The following is a 16,789-nucleotide window of genomic DNA, read 5'->3' as shown; positions in this document are numbered from 1 at the left end:
ATTCCCGAGTAAATGCCCGATCATTCTTCAACAAACCCTAATTGTATAAACGGCATCGCCTGACCTGACACTCTGAGCACATCCATTTTACGGGGGCATCAGATGTCTGATTACTGTCATGGTATCTGCATCGTCGAAATCATGGATGGCACTCGCACCATTTCCATCATCTCTACCGCGATTATTGGGCTGGTCTGTACCGCCTGGGACGCCGACACTACCGCTGAATACGCCGGTATTGTTTGCTAACGTGTAGGGTGGTATCGCCAAAGCCGGGGCAAAATGCACGTTAGCAGGCGATTGTCGACCAGGCCAAATCGGTTAATGTCTTGGTGCGCGTTGCCGTGGGTGCGACCGAAGCGGAAACCATCTCAAGCATCATCGGTACCACTTACGAAAACGACCAGTACACTGTAATGAAAGTCCGGTTAAGCGCAGAATCAGCTCGGCGTGCCGGGCCTTAACTCGCTGGAAATGGCGATCGCGCTCGCCAGGATCGCGTAGCAGGTGCACCTTCAAAACGTACGAAAGCATAGCGGGGATGATCGTCTCGCCGGGCCAGACTAATAAGGTGCCGATTTTTACGCATAACGACAGAAAGTAATGATTACTTCACTGAAAGCTCGCGAAAGTATGCTTTTTGTATCTGCGTTCAAAAAGAACGAATAAAGTCATGTGATGCTTTTGTGACGCTGGCCTATAGAAAAAAAGCCACTCGGCTAAAAGTGGCTTAATATCCTGATTCAACAGGTGAAATCTGGTGGCCCCTGCTGGGCTTGAACCAGCGACCAAGCGATTATGAGTCCCAATTCGAGATGAATAAAATCAGTAACTTACTGATCTTTATATTTTCTTTAGGCCTAATAGTGATGAAAAGTGGCACATAGCGTTGAGCTCTGCTGCCATTTTGCTGCCAAAAGATGTATAAATATGTTAACAACACTTACCTGTTTTTTAGTAGTGTTGATGTATTTGGATGTGAAAATAAATTCTTGATTATGAAATCTGAAAAAATAGGGAGATACTTTATGCCAAAATTGCTTGATATGGAAGAATTAATAGGTGATATAGTTGATGTAAATATGAAGGAATATATGAGGGAAGCTTTAACGTGCTATATGACTAGTGCTTACAGAGCTTCAGTTGTTATGTCATTTATTGCGATCTTTGAAGATATATATAAGAAACTGGAAGGACTTTCATCTACTAATAGAACTGCCAGGGATATTTTCCAAGATATAAGTAAACAAAGAGATGAGCAAAAGGTTTACGAGAATGATTTAATTAACAGGTTGAAGTCTAATAAAATTATTAGCGAGATTGATGCTGATTTCCTGAACGTTCTTAGAGTCCTAAGAAATAAAGCTGCACATCCGTCTGGACATAAACCTTCAGCAGAAGAAGCTAGATATGTTTTTTCAGAAACAATAAATAGGTTTTTATCCAAGCCAATTCTTTCAACAACACAGATTGCAGACCAGATAATTTCTAAGCTTGGAGATGCCTATCTTTTTCCAACGTCAAGGCTAGAAGATTATAGTGCAGTAGTAAATGCCGATGTGTCTACGCTGCATCATGATGGCTACTCATATTTAATCAATAAGTTAGTAGGCCATTTAGATAATTCAAATGAGCAAGTCAAGAATAATACCAAGAAGTATATCTTAGGACTGAGTAGCACGCCTCTCAATGAAGCGGTAAGAGATCAAATAAAAAAACAAGTTGTTATCGCTAAAAGCTCGGACCAAAATCTTTCACAATTAATAGTTGAATGCTTATCTGCCAATCATAATCTTCTACATGGTCTGGATGATATTGTTTATTTAAGACTTAAAAGTATCATCGATAAGACTATAAATGATACAAAATCTTCTGATCAGCATAATTTTTTAAATCATCCGGTTAAGATATTTCATAGTATAGTTAGATTAGGAGAGGAATCGGCTGAAAAACACTTTAGCGTAGAAATAAAAAGAATTATTGATAAGTACAAACTAAGTCCACTTATAATTTTGTTCTCAAAGAAATATGAATGGGTTAAGTCAAAGGTAATTGAATCAATCTTTTATCAAGCTGGATCCACGATCTACGATGATGCCAATAATTTTGCTAAATCATGTTATTCAGTTGATGAACATCTTGCTTCTTTATTAAATGGCGAACAGTGTTTTGAATTGATAGTTAGAGTGACAAGTGCAGCAAATTGGGGTGCTTTCAATTCCCAAACAATGCGCGATGGCGGTTTTGTTAACATCCCTAAAGTTAGGGAAAAAGCAATTAATGCTATATTAGATAACGAAACCATGTGCCGAGAGATAATTGATAGGCTTTTACCAAGTTGTGAATCTCCCGAAACATTTAAACAAACGTACATTGATCAGTAGAAGTATGTAAAGTCACTGAGCATTTAAGTTGCTCAGTGGCTGCCATAACTAATAAAAAATCTTGTTCAAGGCTTACTGCTTACTTTCTCATGAATAGTAAGCGGGTTGTAAAGCAAGGCTTCCGTCAAGTGATCAGGTGCGAAATGTGCATATCTCATAGTCACCTTAATATCTGTATGGCCCAGTATTCTTTGAAGTACAATGATATTTCCACCGTTCATCATAAAATGTGAGGCGAAAGTATGCCGCAACACATGTGTTAATTGTCCGGCTGGTGTCTCGATACCTGCACGCTGCATTGCTTTTCTAAAAGCTGAATAGCATGGTTTAAATAGCAACTGTGCTCTCCTACTTGATGGCAACTCGGCCAGCAACTTTTCATTTATGGGCACAGCTCGGTTTCTCTTGCCTTTGGTTTTAACGTAGATGATTTGCCCAGCGCGAATCTGATTCCCTTTCAAACCTTCCGCTTCACTCCAACGTGCGCCAGTTGCCAAGCAGATTTTCACAATAGCAGTCAGATCTTTAGAACGACTTTTATCACATTCGGCGAGTAAGGTACGAATCTCCTCAATAGTAAGATATGACATTTCCGACTCACTGATTTTAAACTCGCGCACATTCTCTAGCGGATTTGGTGCGGACCACTCATCTAGCCGACGCAGCTCATTAAACATAGCCCGGAAGTATGCCAGCTCTAAATTTACCGTGCGTGGCGTTACCGTCTTCACCCGGCTAGAGCGGGTAATCTTCCCGCTTAACCGCTGCTCGCGATAAGACGCAAAAATTTTCGCGTTAAACTCGGTTGCTAATGGGTTTCCCATAGCCTCGCAGGCGAACGCCATTGTGGTTCGCCGCTTCTCACCATCCGCCAACGTAATGCCATGCGTGTTGAACCACAAATCCACCAGCTCAATTACCCGCCGCTTATCCGCTTTCTCTCCTAGCCAGGGCTTAACTTGAGCCTGTTCTTTTACGAACTTCTCATAGGATTGTGCTTCGCCCTTCGTCGCAAACTGGCGGCGAATCCTTTTGCCGTCACGGCCGTTTGGGAAAACCTGTGCCTGCCATTTCCCGTTGGGTAATTTGCTTATCGCCATAATATTTCCTACAAATCAAGATCTTCAGTTATAAATTCTAAATCAGGAGAATCTTTATCGATAAAAGTGATTTCTTTTTTATTTTTAAAAACGTGGCACAGTCTCCCTAACGGATCTTTATCAATCCCTACATAATCACCCAAGTAATTCCCACCTTTAAAGTATGAGTTTTTATAGTATGCATCTCGCTTGTAAGTGCTTATTTGATATAAGAAGGTTTCCCCTGTTTTTGTGGGACCATCTTTCAAGTTTATTAATTTTTTAGCAGGTGAAATTTTATCTGACATGCTGTTAAATCTACTATTTAAATCGTTAATTGCATCTAAGATTAGAGTGTCAGTTGAACTTAATATTGTTTTTTCACCAACTTGCGCTGGTTGTATTTTTAGTAGTTGCACAATTGAGTTAACATCACTTTCATCAGCCGCATAAGTGGATTTTAATGCCTTTTCGATTGATGATATGTTATTAAATGCATTGTCGATTCTTAGACTTGTGTCATATTCACAATATCTAAAAGCTTGTACATCAAAAGGGCTTAATGTTTTGTCATCTTTGATTAAAACAGTCTTTTTATTAAATGCCTGCCTTAGCCCAAGTTCATACATAACGTTAGGGTTTCTTCCGCTTAAATCACAGATGGCAATGTCACACTCAACAATTCGTCTCAGAATATCAAGAACGATTAAGTTTGAACTGCTGATTTCATCAGCTCTGACTGGTGAGAATCCAGCCTTATCACACGCGGGTTTAATAATATGACTATAAACTCGATCAAAGTGGCGTGTTTCGTATCCATTCATGTCCGCAATTGGCATTATTATGAAACATTTTTTTTGACATTCTGAATTCGTTTTTTCAACCAACGTTGGAGTAGATAGATCTTTATTTATTTCAATATTATTTTCCATGTCGTTTTCCTTTAAAAAAATTCAGTCTTGGCAACAACCTTTCCAAGAACTTTAATATCATCTGCTTTGCATTCGAATGATGCTTTGCCATTCTCTACGCGAATTCGTCCGCCTGGAAAACGATACAACTCTTTAACGCTAATGATCTTATCAATCTCGATGAGCCATAGCCCGTCGGTGATCTCTGAGGCGGTCATATCAACCAAGTAATTCTGCTTCTCGAAATTTATTAATAAAGGGGCTTTTACATCACTTGGTAAGAGCTGAGCATCATATTCAACCCAATCAGATGATGAAAAAATCCCATTTGTGATTTTTTTTAGTTCGATTTTTGTAGAGGTATCAACTTGGTTTGTGATGTTTGGATTGCCTGTACCATAAGTTAGCCATTCCAAAGATGCACCCGTTTCCATTGAGCAAATTAGCACCCAATCAGCAGGAAAGTTCCCGCGCATTATACGGTTAGCCATAGTGCTCTGAGATACGTTTAGGTGACGGCATAACGCTTGCCTTGACGAAAGCCCATACGCTTTAACTATGCGTTCAATGGGTTCTTTCCCCCCTTCTGGCAGAATTGGGACTTTACGACTCGTAAAATCTTTCGTTGACCTTTCCAATTTGAGATCCTAATATTCACTCGTCGTAACGAGGTATGTTTAATAGAGATAAATAGAGTTGGCTAGAACTCAACAGAGGATAGTGCATCATGACCCGTAAACTTTCAATGCGCCCTTCAATCAATCTCGTGATTTCAGAACCGTACATTACTGTCGAAGAGTTCTGCCGTCGCACTGGTTACAAGGAAGGCACCGTCCGCCAGATGTACCGCGAGAACCGTTTGCCCATCAGGAAGAAGGAGGGCTTAAACGGGCTTATCGAAATCAACATGGTTGCTCTCACTATTGAAGCCGCTTCTGGCTGCGAAATCACAATGCAGGGCTGATGTATCCATATTGGGATATTAAAAGGGATTAATCATGTTTGATTTTCGTGTGTCCACACATAACTACTTTGACGAAGCCTGCCGCCGGTTCGCTCTGTCTCACAACATGAAAGAGCTGGCACAGGCTGCAGGCATGAACGTGCAGACCCTGCGCAACAAGCTGAACCCTGAACAGCCGCACCAGTTGACCGTTGCGGAAATGCTTTTGCTCACTGACCTGACCGAAGATGCATCTTTAATGGATGGCGCGCTGGCGCAGCTAAATTGTTTGCCTTGTGTACCGATGAACGAACACGCCGAAGAAAAACTGTCAGCCTATGTGTTGAAGGCAACAGCAGAAGTAGGGCAACTGGCGGCAGGTGCGATGCGTCACGATGCGTTGAGCACGTCATGCCGTCGCAGTCTTTTGCAGAGCGTCAACACCGGCATTCGCTGTCTGACGCTTGCGGCAATCGCTGTGCAGACCCGCATTCATTCCAATCCCACTATGGCATCAACCGTAGACGCTATCAGTGGCCTCGGCGCATCCATTGGTCTGAGCTGAGGGACTGATAATGATTTCACTGGCGTCACGCCTTAAGCGTCAAAGCCCGTCCGTAGCCTATAGCAACGGCTGGATCATGGGTGAGAACGGCAAGCCCTGGCATCCGTGCAACAGCCAAAAGCAACTGCTACAGGGGCTGACCAGCAAGCGCAAACCCGCCGGTTTCATGGCGCGTTTATTCAGGGGGTAACATGCAGCGAGTCACAGGCAACACAACCGCACAGCAAGGCCCGGCATCTTTTGCCAAAACTCATTCAACGGGCAATCGTGCTGATGCTGTTAACAAAATGTCGTTTGATGAGTTTCGGAAAAGCTGGCGGCAGCAGCGTGACAATAACGCTAACCCGTCGCTGCGTTATTTCAACCGTCAGAATGACGAGTTTAAATTTTGCGTGTTAACCCTGGCTAACCGCGAAAATCCTAAAACATTTTCACAGGAGGAAATCGGAAAACCGTTTGAATACTTCGACGAATACCGCCGCGAGTTAATCATCATGGCGATGAATAAAATGGCGCGCTGGGGAAAGATTCTGCCCCGACAGTTTTCTACCGCAGACTGTTTTTTACCTGAGTAAATAAGACTCAAAAATTAATGGCGTAAACCCGCCGGGCATTCCTTTGCACTGAATCTGGAGAATTGAACAATGAGAAATTCCCAAACCCGTAATTTTGAAGCCGACGCAGACACACTTAATGCACTGCTGAGCAAGGCCAAAACAGAACAGCGCAGCGATGATGCGCTGGCCGTGTCAATCCGCATTGCGGCGTTGGTCATCCATGCCCGCAAGCACGAAATGAGCGCACCGGAAATTATTGAGCTGCTGGATAAAGAGGCAGAACGTTTTGAGCATCAGGCGCGGGAGCTGCACTAATGGCCGATTCAATGGATTTAGTCCAGGCGCGCGTTGAGGAAGAACTGCAGCGCAATCTCGCTAATGCACGTCGCCAGCCCGCCGGGGCTGGTGAGTTCTTTTGTCTGGCCTGCGATGAGGCGATACCGGCTGCCCGTCGCCGCGCCGTGCAGGGCGTTACTCACTGCGTAGCCTGTCAGGAAATCATCGAGCTAAAAAGCGCCCATTACAAAGGCGGTGCTGTATGAGTACGATCCTCAAATGGGCGGGCAACAAAACCCGCCTCATGCCTGAGCTGCTTAATCATCTGCCGCATGGGCAGCGTCTCGTTGAGCCCTTCGCAGGTTCCTGCGCGGTGATGATGGCAACGGATTACCCGGCTTATTTAGTGGCTGACGTTAATCCCGACCTGATTAATTTTTACCGCCAGATAAAAGAACATACGCGCCCGTTTATCGTAGTGACGATGAGCCTTTTTACCCAAAACAAAAGGGCAGAGGATTATTACCGCATTCGCGAAGCATTTAATCATGACCCGGCTTTACCTCTGCTTGAGCGCGCCGCACATTTCCTTTATCTGAACCGCCACGGCTATCGTGGACTTTGCCGTTACAACCGTAAGAGTGAATTTAATATCCCTTACGGAAACTATTCTGAACCCTATTTCCCCTTGGAAGAAATAGAAACGTTCGCAGCCAAAGCCCACCGTGCAACTTTTGTCTGTGCTGATTTCCGCGAGACGCTGAGCATGATACAGACCGGCGACATCGTTTATTGCGATCCGCCCTATGACGGCACGTTTAGCGACTACCACGCAGGCGGATTTGATAAGGCTGCGCAGCAGGACTTAGCGAGCATGTTAACCAGCGTGTCAGATCGCTGCCCGGTCATCGCTTCAAACAGCGATACCGACTTTACACGCAAGCTTTTTAATGCCTACGAACTGACCAGCGTCAGGGCTGCCCGCGCGGTTGGTGTGGCTGCAGGTGACGGCAAAAGCGCGGCAGAAATCATCGCCGTTCGTCGTCCTGCATCTGCCAGGGCAGCAGGTGAGGCCGCTGCATGATGGAGCAGTACGCATACCCGTGGAATACACCACGGGAAGCCATCGCCAGCCCTTATCCCACTTATGAGGAAATGCACAGCCGCAGTCAGATGATTGCGGCTTTAGTGCGTGCGCAGGAGCTGCTTGAACAGCAGCCAACGCTAATTCAAATCGACTTCAAACGTCGCATGAATGAGCTGGAAAAATCACAGGGCATTGCCCGCGCCAATGCGTACTTAACGAAAACTTTCGTTGAGCGCACATTGCCGCGTGTTGAATGCGTTAACGAGCAGTACCGGGTTAAGACTATGGATGCCAGCACTTTTAACCTGCTGACACAGAACGCCGCGAAAGAGACTGGCGCAGCGCGTGCCGGGGGCCAGCTGTGGGAGCTGATGAAGCGTTTTAACCGCCTGGCTGATATGTCGCGCGCCGATGTGGATTTGCTGGCCGGTGATATTGCCAGTTTCATTCTGGCCGAGCTGGTACAGGCACACGCGCAGGCAGCTGATGAGTCAGATTATAAATACACGCACCGCGTCTACATGACGGCGGCGGCCATCACCCGTGAATTTAATCAGACGCCGCCACTATGGGATAAGGTGACGTCCCGTTTCTTTGATCCCGAAGAAGTCACGCCCGCCGTGCTGCGTATGCAGACTGAAAAATGGTGGACGGGGAGACTGCGCCGCGTGGCTGCGTCATGGCGGGAGCACCTGCAGATTGCCCTGGCTAACGTCAGCAAAAAGCACACGCCGTACGCCAGCAGAATGACGGTTTCAGAATGGCGGGAACAAAAACGCCGCACCCGTGAGTTTTTGAAGGGCATGGAACTGGAAGACGAGGAAGGCAACCGCATCAGCCTGATTGAGAAATACGACGGCAGCGTGGCTAATCCGGCTATCCGTCGTTGCGAGCTGATGACCCGCATTCGCGGCTTTGAAAATATCTGTAATGAGCTTGGCTATGTTGGGGAGTTTTACACGCTGACCGCGCCTTCACGCTATCACGCCACAATCAAAACCGGCCATCGTAACCGTAAATGGAATGGTGCCAGCCCGGCAGACACGCAGCGTTACCTCTGCAGCGTCTGGCAGCGTATCCGGGCAAAGCTGCACCGTGATGACATTCGAATCTTTGGCATTCGCGTTGTCGAACCTCACCACGACGCAACGCCACACTGGCATATGCTGATGTTTATGCGTCTCGAAGATGCGGATCAGGTGCGCCAGACAATCCGTGACTATGCCTTTCAGCAGGACAGCAACGAGCTGACCACGGATAAAGCCCGTAAAGCGCGCTTTCATGCCGAGGCCATCGATCCGGAAAAAGGCAGCGCTACGGGGTACGTGGCTAAATATATCTCTAAAAATATTGATGGTTACGCGCTGGATGGCGAGCTGGACGACGAAAGCGGCAAAGAGCTGAAAGAAACCGCCCCCGCTGTGTCTGCCTGGGCGGCCCGCTGGCACATCCGCCAGTTTCAGTTTGTCGGTGGTGCGCCGGTCACGGTTTACCGAGAGTTGCGCCGCATGGATGACACCGAAACCGCCCACGGCCTCAGCGTTGAGTTTGCCGCTGCGCATGACGCGGCCGACGTGGGTGACTGGGCGGCATACGTTAACGCGCAGGGCGGCCCGTTCGTGCGTCGTGATGAGCTGGCCGTGCGCACATGGTATCAGTCGGGCGATGAACTGAATGAATACGGTGAAGAAACCGTGCGTATCAAGGGCGTCTACGCAACTGATGTTGGCGCAGATACTCCGATTTTAACCCGTCTGGCACAGTGGAAGATTGTCCCGAAACGTGCCGTTGATTTTGGTTTTGACCTTCAGGGCGCGCCCGCGCCCTCTCGGAGTTCTGTCAATAACTGTACGGGGCGTTTGAGATCTGAGGATTCAACCCCGCCGGAAAGTTACGAAAAAATCGACTTTGAAAGGATGAGTCGCAAAGAACGAAGACAATTGCTGGCACGACTCAAATGCAAAGAGAATGAAAGCGTTGTTATGCCGTCCAGTTTGTGCGAAAAAGCAGTCGAGGGTGGAGATCTTGCTTTGAAAAGAATCGCAGATTTTGCTGAATCAGCAGGTTTGAGTTTTACGATAGGCCAATTAAGCCACCTTCTTCAAGGTAGTAGCTTAAGAATGGATGGGTACATATTCTCGGCAGCGGGTACCGGAGAGTTGAGACAGCACAAAGATAAGAGTTCAACTCGAAGAACGTCTGATTTCTGGAAACATATGAAGGACCATCATAATGTCGACAGCAATAAAATAAGGCACGACCCAATCGGCAACTACAAAAAAATGTTGAAAGAAGCAGATGCGGCTGCATGGAAATGGATGTTTAGCCCAAACATTAGTGAGAGGCGTGTATGTCTGATAAAGAACAGCGAGAATTAGAGGTTAAAAGATTCATCGATAATAAAATAAAACGATGCGATAAATGTGGTTGTGAACTGAACTATAGAGAGAAATTCTATACTTCTGAACCCATCTGCTTCGCTTGCAAAGGACTCCTTAAACCAGAGGCCGAAAGCAAATCTTTACGTGCCAGTGGCCATTATAACTCTGTTGATACTCGATCACCGATGGCTGAAAAACTGTTTGCGCTTTACCCTGAGTGGCAGGCGATGAATGAAAAAGCTGAAAATGAATGGCACGAAAATCATCCTTTAACTCCTCTACCGCGCAAGCTTTCTGAAAATCACAAACCGCAGCCGTTTACTGATGAGCGTATAGCACAAATGATTTCTGATTATGATGAGGGAATCATGGTCACTGTTAGTCAGGAAGAACTGATTTCGCTTTTGTGGGAAATTATCAAGCATCGAAATATTTCAGGCTGAAATTCAGTGTTGATGCACCTGAGTTACTTACGACGTTCGCATCATTTGAATTCATAAAAAGATGGGAATTAGCTTAAGTAGAAATGTTATGCATTCTGAAGGTAGTTAATGAATGAAATGACGAGGTTTTTTCCTTAGCTTGGAGATTTTTACAACAAAAATGAGCCTTTGGGTAAAAAACATTTCACTTTCAGACTCCTCTAATATACTGTATGTATGTACAGTTTTTTGAGAAGGAGTTTGCTATGTATGACTGTTTTTTTGAGTCTGTGAAATTACAACGCATTGATTTGTTTTTAAAATTAGTCGCATCGAGTGATTGTAGTGAAGATGAAAAGAATCTCGCGATCCAATGGGTGTCTGAGCTGACTGATGAGCTTATGAAAAAGGTCAGAAGCCATGAATATGCCCGTTTGATGGAAGTATCTGAATAGAAGGGCAGGGCTGGATATGGGCGGAAAAGACAGCTTTTACCGGATTGTCTATCACGGCCAGGTTCTTGAGCATTACAAACAAGGTGAGTTCATTTTCTTTCAGCGCGCCAAAGAACAAGGTGGCGGGTACTGGCTGGGGCAGACGTTTGATGGCGTTTTTGTATTCACGCTGCCGCACCCAACAAAGTTTTGGGACGGTTGGGAATACCTGATCAGGTACGCACGCAGGCCGCCGCCGAAGCCTAATGTGATCGAATCCGGTGATACTTTCCCCCTTTTCTGAGCGCTGATGCGAGAGTGCATGTCTATGCTGCATGAATCCGCATGATCCCAAAAGGATCGTTTACCCTCTGGCCCGCCAATACTGGTGGGCTTTTTCATAGATCATGCAGGTGCATGAAAACCACTATATAAAGCGGGCAGGCGTGGCGGGGCTACGAGCGCGCGCAAGAGCTTTTAAAAAACAAAATTTTGTTGTAAATTGATAAGAAAATTTTACGGATTAATCCTATGTTAAAGTACTGGCTTGTCTGGGGTAGTTTGTTTGCATTACTCATGATTTTCATGGGGTCTATACCCTTTTCACCATTTGAAAAATGGTGGTTTACTGCTAACTTTATGTCCAATGTCGGCATCATAAAGGCATTTTTAGCAGTTCTGATTTTATGTTTAGTTGCTTACCTGTTAATAATTGGTGCTGCTTATAAACGTTACTCATTCAAAATTGAGCAGTTAAATTTTGGAGGTGTAAATATTCTTTTTGATAATTCTGACATTCTTTTCAAAAAAACAATTAAGAATTATCTTGATACTAAAAGAAGTTTATTTAAGTTAGATGCTCATCATGATGCATTTGATGAAGTTCTTAACTCATATTTTGAATGTTATAACTTCATTAGGACTGAAATAAGAATCTTAAACTTAAAAAGGCAGAGAGATAGAGAGCTATACAATGTTGCAAGTGAAGCATTGAAGGTGCTGAATGTTTTTTTAACTGAACATCAGAATAATTACAGGCGCTGGCATAAATATGTATCAGAGAAGGATAGTGTTCTTACTCAAGATAAGAATAGTGATGGGGACTTTATTTCATTGTCCTACCACTTAACTCCCATAGGAAAAGTACAAAGCTATTATTATCATTTTAACAAAATACTAGATGGGTTTTCTGATGTGAATAAATTTTTCAGTGCTGATTTTGCTAATAAGTTTAATATTGATATAAAGAAATGGAGCTAGTAATGCATAAGACCTTTTTGAGCTATCATCATGCTAATGAACAAGATTTAAAAGATGAAATAATAAAAAATTTTGGGGGTGCTAATTTTATAGATAAGTCTGTCAGTGATGGGGATATAAGTACAACAATTAGCGAAGAGTCAATCATGAGGAAGATTCGCGAAGACTATCTAGATGATACGACGGTCACTATAGTCTTAATCGGGAGTGAAACGAAAAACAGGCCTTTTGTTAATTCTGAAATACAAGCTTCGCTTTGGGGTGAAAACTATAATGGATTGATTGGTGTCATCAGAGACGAAATTTATGATTCTGTTTTTACTCCAGCAACATGTTTAGATGGAAATTGTGGTTGTGGGCTTAACCTTAGAAAAGTCGGGTGGGGTTATAATAATTATTTACCTTATTTAATAAAAGAAAATCATGTTTACCAAAAAACTGTCCCGCATTACAATGATACAGATGTTTTTTGCTCACTAGTAAAATATTCTAAGTTTATAAAGAATCCAGAATTTTACATAGATCAGGCTTTTGATAAAAGAAAAGCCATGGAACCTGCAGTTAAAAGAAATGCTGCAGATGTTCCTGCAATTCGCGCATAACCATTGTTTAGTTGGTAAATTTATAGGAGCATATAAGATATGCTCCTGTCTTAATATTATTCAGACTCTAATTCATAAAAGCTAAATTTTACTACCTCTTCTCCGAGCCATACGTTAAGTTCTTCAAAGCGCTTTTGTAGGGGCATGAGTTCATTACGCACAAACACGCGGCTGGCCTTTTCAATGTCACCAAACCCGCCGGTGTTGTTGGGGATAATACCCATTAACTGAGGCGGCACGCGATGCACGGCCAGCATGTCATCCCGTGACACGTTTTTGATATTCAGAAACTCATCTTTGGCCGCCACTTCTGACAGCGGGATGATCTGAATGCCGTCTTTTTTCCCGTTCGGACTGTACATAAACAGGTTGCGGAAGTTGCCAGGGCCCTTTGCGCTTTTCATTGCGCTGCGGATGTTATCAACATCCTGCTGGCTCTGCGCCGGGTCGGTCATGTACATGATAAAGCCCGCGTGGCTGCCGTTGATGTAATACTTGCGGCGAAACAGCGTGGCCGATTCATTCAGCAGCGCGGAAGGGACAGCCGACAGGTAGCCCGGCACGCCGTAGATTTCCTGATTAATGTCCGGCTCCATCAGGTGAAACACGCTACCCTTTGTAAATTCATACGGCTCCGAGTTAAGGCCGTAATTCGCATACCAGTAGGTGTCCAGGTCAAGCCCGCGCCGCGTGTATTTGGCAAGCGATGGCTCCAGTTTCAGCGTGGTGCCGAGGCGGCTGGTACGTTTCTCCAGGTACGCATTTGCAAACACCAGGTAATCCATCGCGAAGCGGGTAAAAGCCTGCTGACTTAAAAGTGGGTGCGGGATAAAGGTGCTCGCCAGAATGTTGCACTTAACACTGATGGGCGAGCTGTGATGGACAGCGGCGCGGAAGGTGCGCGCCAGCCCGTCAACGCTTACCGGCGGCTCATACCAGCGATCGTTGATGACGCATTCTACATAGTCCAGCAGTTCGCGCCGGTCAAGTACCGGGATCGGGTCGCCAAAGGTAAATGCCTCCGAGGCGGCTGTGTTGGTCATCTGTTCCGGCTGCTGCACGGGCTGCGTGCGCGTGCGGTTCCTGCGTCTGCTCATTAATACATCTCCACAATATTCTGCGTGTGTGCCGCCAGTCCCTGCAGCGGCTCATTTGCCAGCGCGTGCATGGTCGCCCAGGCTAAATCGCCGTGACTGACTTCCTCGCTGCGGCTGGTTTCATAGGTCGGACGGTTGCCGCTGGCCGTCGTGGCCTTACGGATGGACATAAACGACTGCGCGATATCGAGGTGGCTGGCGTCAAATTCCAGCCGCCCGGTGGCAATCGTGTCGTAGGCTTTTAAGACCAGAGCATTTTTCACCGTCGGGTTGTAAACAAACTCTTTCACCTGCGGGAAAAAAGCTTTGACGTTCTCATAGACGCCGAGGCCGACGCCGGTCGAGTCGATGCCGATATAGGTCACGTTGTACTGCTGCGTAAGGGTTTTAATGGCGTCGGCCTGCGCGCGGAAATCCATGCCGCGCCACTGGTGACGCTCAAGGATGCGGAACTTGACGCCCGGCACGGCTGGCGGGGCAATCACCACGCAGCCCGCGCTGTCGCCGTTCTGCGTACCCTTCGCCGGGTCGTAACCAATCCAGACCTCTTTCCAGCCGAAGGGGCGCAGCGCCAGCGCTTCGAAGTCGTCCCACACTTCCCAGCTGTCCACCATGCATTTCTGCAGCATGGCAAGCTGGAATACAGAAGCAAGGTCATCCATAAACACGCACATCAGCAGGTTTTGATAGTCCTCGGGGCTGTAGCGTGTGCGCAGTTGCTCCAGGTCGAACAGGTCACAGCCGCCGCGCACAGCATCCTCAACGGTCACAATCTGCCGAAACTGACCGTCGGCACACAGGCGGCCAGCGGCAAGTGATGCGTGACTTAAGTCAATATCAACGCGGTCAGCTTTGGCGCGGCCCTTATTGAACTGTGCGCCAGACCAGAACGGATAGGCGCTGTGCGTGAGGCTGGACGGCGTGGAAAAGTAGGTTTCACGCCACTTCTTGTGCAGCGCCATGCCCGAGGCGACTTTCTGCAGTTCCTGAAATTTCGGTATCCAGAAATATTCGTCCAGGTACAGGTTGCCGTGGTAACTCTGTGCGGTGCGGGCGTTGGTGCCGAGGAAGTACAGGCACGCGCCGTTGGCCAGCGTCATCGGGTCGCCTTTAAGGTCTACGTCGGCCTCGCGGGCAAACTCCACGATGTACTGCTTGAATACGTGCGCCTGCGCCTTGCTGGCCGAGAGAAAAATCTGGTTTCGTCCGGTGGTGAGCGCATCAAGCAGCGCCTCGCGGGCAAAAAAGAACGTCGCACCAATCTGGCGCGATTTCAGCAGGTTGCGGACGGCGTATTTATTGCCCGCTTCCCACCACTGGCGCTGGTAGCCGAACATCGTGCTGTGAAAGACGTCCTGCAGCTTTTCGATCTGCGCATCGCTGAATACGTTTTTTTCAGGCGGTTTGCGCGGGCCTCTGTTGCGGTTTTCGACATTGGGGTTTAAATCCGCCTCATTGCCGCCATTGTTAAATTTCCCGATGCGTGCATGGCGCTCTGACTGCCGGGCCAGCAGGTCAATTTCTTTGTAGTCCTTTCCTTCCTTCACCTCTTTCATGACCAGCTGACAGTAGCGCGCGGCGGTGGTGAGCTGCATCTGGTCAAGCGGGCCGTAGTCGCCCCACTTGTCGCGCTTTTTCCAGCTGTGAACGGTTGCGGGTTTCTCTCCCAGCATTTCAGCAATGCGGGCGATGCGGTATCCCTGAAAGTACAGCAGCAAAGCCTGTCTGCGGGGATCGAGGTCTGCGGGGGCGATTGTCGTTGTCATGGCCCCAAAATACGGCCCGCCCGTTTCCTTTTCTGCCGCCCGTGATTGTGTGAATTACGGTACAACGTCGCCGCGTTGTTTCAGGACCCCCGTCGCCGCAAACATAGGGACTCACAGAGTTTTTATCTAACCGGAGCATGGACAATGGCAAAGAAAGCAAAGCGTTTCCGCATCGGGGTGGAAGGTGCCACCACGGACGGGCGCACCATCGAACGCAGCTGGCTGGAGCAGATGGCGGTCAATTACGATCCGGCTGTCTACACCGCCGTGATCAACATGGAGCACATCAAGGGTTACACGCCTGACAGCGCGTTTCGCCGTTTCGGTGTGGTCGATGCGCTGGACACCGAAGAAATCAGCGACGGCCTTCTGAAAGGCAAGCTGGGCCTGTACGCGGTGATTAACCCGACGGATGAGCTGGTCACGATGACCGGCAACATGCAGAAGCTTTTCACCTCAATGGAGATTCGCCCGGAGTTCGCCGACACCGGCGAGGCGTATCTGATTGGCCTCGCTGTGACCGACGATCCGGCCAGCCTCGGCACCGAAATGCTGCAGTTCAGCGCCAGCGCAGGCGCAAACCCGCTGGCAAACCGCAAGCAGCATCCTGACAACCTGTTTACCGCCGCCACCGAAACCGTGATCGAGTTTGAGGACGTGGCCGACGAAAAACCGTCCCTGTTCAGCCGCGTATCCGCGCTTTTCAGCAACAAACAGAAGTCTGATGACGCGCGTTTCAGCGATGTTCACAGGGCCGTCGAGCTGGTCGCCACCGAGCAGCAGGCATTCAGCCAGCGCATCGAAACCGCCCTGAGCGAGCAGGCCAGCAGCCTGCAGGTGCAGCTGAGCGCAGAAGCTGCAGCCCGTGAACAGTTGCAGGCGGATTTCAGCCAGTTGCAGGCGCAGCTGAGCCGTGAAGACGGGCGGCAGGACTCCCGTCCGCGTACTCCCGGTAATGCCAACAGTAACAGCCAGGACGTGCGCACCGACTGCTGATGCAGGCGCGGCCAACCCTCTTAACGAAC

20 protein-coding genes and 1 pseudogene are annotated in these 16,789 nt (G+C 47.4%); 16 read left to right on the top strand and 5 right to left on the bottom strand.

All coding sequences use genetic code 11. The features are described from left to right. Positions 1-102 precede the first annotated feature (102 nt). A pseudogene (locus RAC65_RS18350) lies at positions 103-498 on the top strand (phage tail protein); the annotation flags it as partial. 530 nt (positions 499-1,028) lie between these two features. Further along, positions 1,029-2,384, top strand: a complete 1,356-nt coding sequence (locus RAC65_RS18345; RefSeq protein WP_375097010.1) for a hypothetical protein — start codon at positions 1,029-1,031, stop codon at positions 2,382-2,384. 65 nt (positions 2,385-2,449) lie between these two features. On the opposite strand, the gene RAC65_RS18340 is transcribed toward RAC65_RS18345, so the two are convergent. From RAC65_RS18340 to RAC65_RS18330, 3 genes are read right to left on the bottom strand one after another with little or no spacing between them, the layout of a single operon-like run. Continuing rightward, complete coding sequence (locus RAC65_RS18340) at positions 2,450-3,484, bottom strand: tyrosine-type recombinase/integrase (RefSeq protein ID WP_375097009.1); 1,035 nt, start codon at positions 3,482-3,484, stop codon at positions 2,450-2,452. An 8-nt stretch (positions 3,485-3,492) separates the two neighbouring features. Then, on the bottom strand, positions 3,493-4,395 hold the full coding sequence (locus tag RAC65_RS18335; RefSeq protein ID WP_375097008.1) for a hypothetical protein: 903 nt from the start codon (positions 4,393-4,395) through the stop codon (positions 3,493-3,495). 11 nt (positions 4,396-4,406) lie between these two features. Next, positions 4,407-5,012 carry a phage repressor protein CI gene (locus RAC65_RS18330; RefSeq protein WP_375097007.1) on the bottom strand — a complete coding sequence of 202 codons (606 nt, stop codon included), beginning with the start codon at positions 5,010-5,012 and terminating at the stop codon, positions 4,407-4,409. A gap of 89 nt (positions 5,013-5,101) precedes the next feature. On the opposite strand from RAC65_RS18330, the gene RAC65_RS18325 reads away from it, so the two are divergent. From RAC65_RS18325 to RAC65_RS18265, 13 genes are all read left to right on the top strand, one after another. Next, on the top strand, positions 5,102-5,338 hold the full coding sequence (locus RAC65_RS18325) for a hypothetical protein (RefSeq protein WP_014604979.1): 237 nt from the start codon (positions 5,102-5,104) through the stop codon (positions 5,336-5,338). A gap of 34 nt (positions 5,339-5,372) precedes the next feature. Then, positions 5,373-5,882 (top strand): phage regulatory CII family protein, encoded by a 510-nt coding sequence (locus RAC65_RS18320; protein ID WP_375097006.1) that lies wholly within the window; start codon positions 5,373-5,375, stop codon positions 5,880-5,882. 10 nt (positions 5,883-5,892) lie between these two features. Next, the gene (locus tag RAC65_RS18315) at positions 5,893-6,072 is read left to right on the top strand and encodes a phage filamentation protein Fil family protein (protein WP_375097005.1); all 180 of its coding nucleotides are present in this window, start codon (positions 5,893-5,895) and stop codon (positions 6,070-6,072) included. 1 nt (position 6,073) lies between these two features. Continuing rightward, the gene (locus RAC65_RS18310; RefSeq protein WP_024471084.1) at positions 6,074-6,457 is read left to right on the top strand and encodes a hypothetical protein; all 384 of its coding nucleotides are present in this window, start codon (positions 6,074-6,076) and stop codon (positions 6,455-6,457) included. 69 nt (positions 6,458-6,526) lie between these two features. After that, positions 6,527-6,754, top strand: a complete 228-nt coding sequence (locus tag RAC65_RS18305; RefSeq protein ID WP_375097004.1) for a DUF2732 family protein — start codon at positions 6,527-6,529, stop codon at positions 6,752-6,754. Then, complete coding sequence (locus tag RAC65_RS18300) at positions 6,754-6,981, top strand: TraR/DksA family transcriptional regulator (protein ID WP_375097003.1); 228 nt, start codon at positions 6,754-6,756, stop codon at positions 6,979-6,981. The genes RAC65_RS18305 and RAC65_RS18300 overlap by 1 nt, the downstream gene beginning before the upstream one ends. Further along, positions 6,978-7,799: a DNA adenine methylase gene (locus RAC65_RS18295; protein ID WP_375097002.1), complete on the top strand. Its 822-nt coding sequence runs from the start codon at positions 6,978-6,980 to the stop codon at positions 7,797-7,799. Before RAC65_RS18300 ends, RAC65_RS18295 begins: the two co-directional genes overlap by 4 nt. After that, positions 7,796-10,180: a replication endonuclease gene (locus tag RAC65_RS18290; protein WP_375097001.1), complete on the top strand. Its 2,385-nt coding sequence runs from the start codon at positions 7,796-7,798 to the stop codon at positions 10,178-10,180. The genes RAC65_RS18295 and RAC65_RS18290 overlap by 4 nt, the downstream gene beginning before the upstream one ends. Continuing rightward, a complete protein-coding gene (locus RAC65_RS18285) occupies positions 10,153-10,626 on the top strand; it encodes a hypothetical protein (RefSeq protein ID WP_375097000.1) in 474 nt (157 codons plus the stop codon). The genes RAC65_RS18290 and RAC65_RS18285 overlap by 28 nt, the downstream gene beginning before the upstream one ends. A 245-nt stretch (positions 10,627-10,871) precedes the next feature. Further along, positions 10,872-11,060 carry a hypothetical protein gene (locus tag RAC65_RS18280; protein ID WP_210531709.1) on the top strand — a complete coding sequence of 63 codons (189 nt, stop codon included), beginning with the start codon at positions 10,872-10,874 and terminating at the stop codon, positions 11,058-11,060. Between the two features lie 16 nt (positions 11,061-11,076). Next, positions 11,077-11,343, top strand: coding sequence for a hypothetical protein (locus tag RAC65_RS18275; RefSeq protein ID WP_375096999.1), 267 nt, complete (start codon positions 11,077-11,079; stop codon positions 11,341-11,343). Between the two features lie 227 nt (positions 11,344-11,570). After that, complete coding sequence (locus RAC65_RS18270) at positions 11,571-12,299, top strand: hypothetical protein (protein WP_375096998.1); 729 nt, start codon at positions 11,571-11,573, stop codon at positions 12,297-12,299. Positions 12,300-12,301: 2 nt separating this feature from the next. Beyond that, positions 12,302-12,901: a TIR domain-containing protein gene (locus tag RAC65_RS18265; RefSeq protein WP_375096997.1), complete on the top strand. Its 600-nt coding sequence runs from the start codon at positions 12,302-12,304 to the stop codon at positions 12,899-12,901. Positions 12,902-12,957: 56 nt separating this feature from the next. Here RAC65_RS18265 and RAC65_RS18260 read toward each other — a convergent pair whose 3' ends face one another. Then, a complete protein-coding gene (locus RAC65_RS18260) occupies positions 12,958-13,998 on the bottom strand; it encodes a phage portal protein (protein WP_375096996.1) in 1,041 nt (346 codons plus the stop codon). Beyond that, entirely contained in the window at positions 13,998-15,764 is a 1,767-nt protein-coding gene (locus RAC65_RS18255) for a terminase ATPase subunit family protein (RefSeq protein WP_375096995.1), read from the bottom strand. The genes RAC65_RS18260 and RAC65_RS18255 overlap by 1 nt, the downstream gene beginning before the upstream one ends. A 144-nt stretch (positions 15,765-15,908) precedes the next feature. Between RAC65_RS18255 and RAC65_RS18250 the strand changes: the two genes are divergently transcribed. Further along, positions 15,909-16,760: a GPO family capsid scaffolding protein gene (locus RAC65_RS18250; RefSeq protein WP_375096994.1), complete on the top strand. Its 852-nt coding sequence runs from the start codon at positions 15,909-15,911 to the stop codon at positions 16,758-16,760. The last annotated feature ends 29 nt before the right edge of the window (positions 16,761-16,789 follow it).

Source organism: Pantoea sp. BS_8 (genome assembly GCF_041954965.1).
In the GTDB taxonomy this organism is placed as follows: Bacteria; Pseudomonadota; Gammaproteobacteria; order Enterobacterales; family Enterobacteriaceae; genus Pantoea; species Pantoea stewartii.
This window is presented reverse-complemented; position numbering and strand designations above follow the sequence as displayed.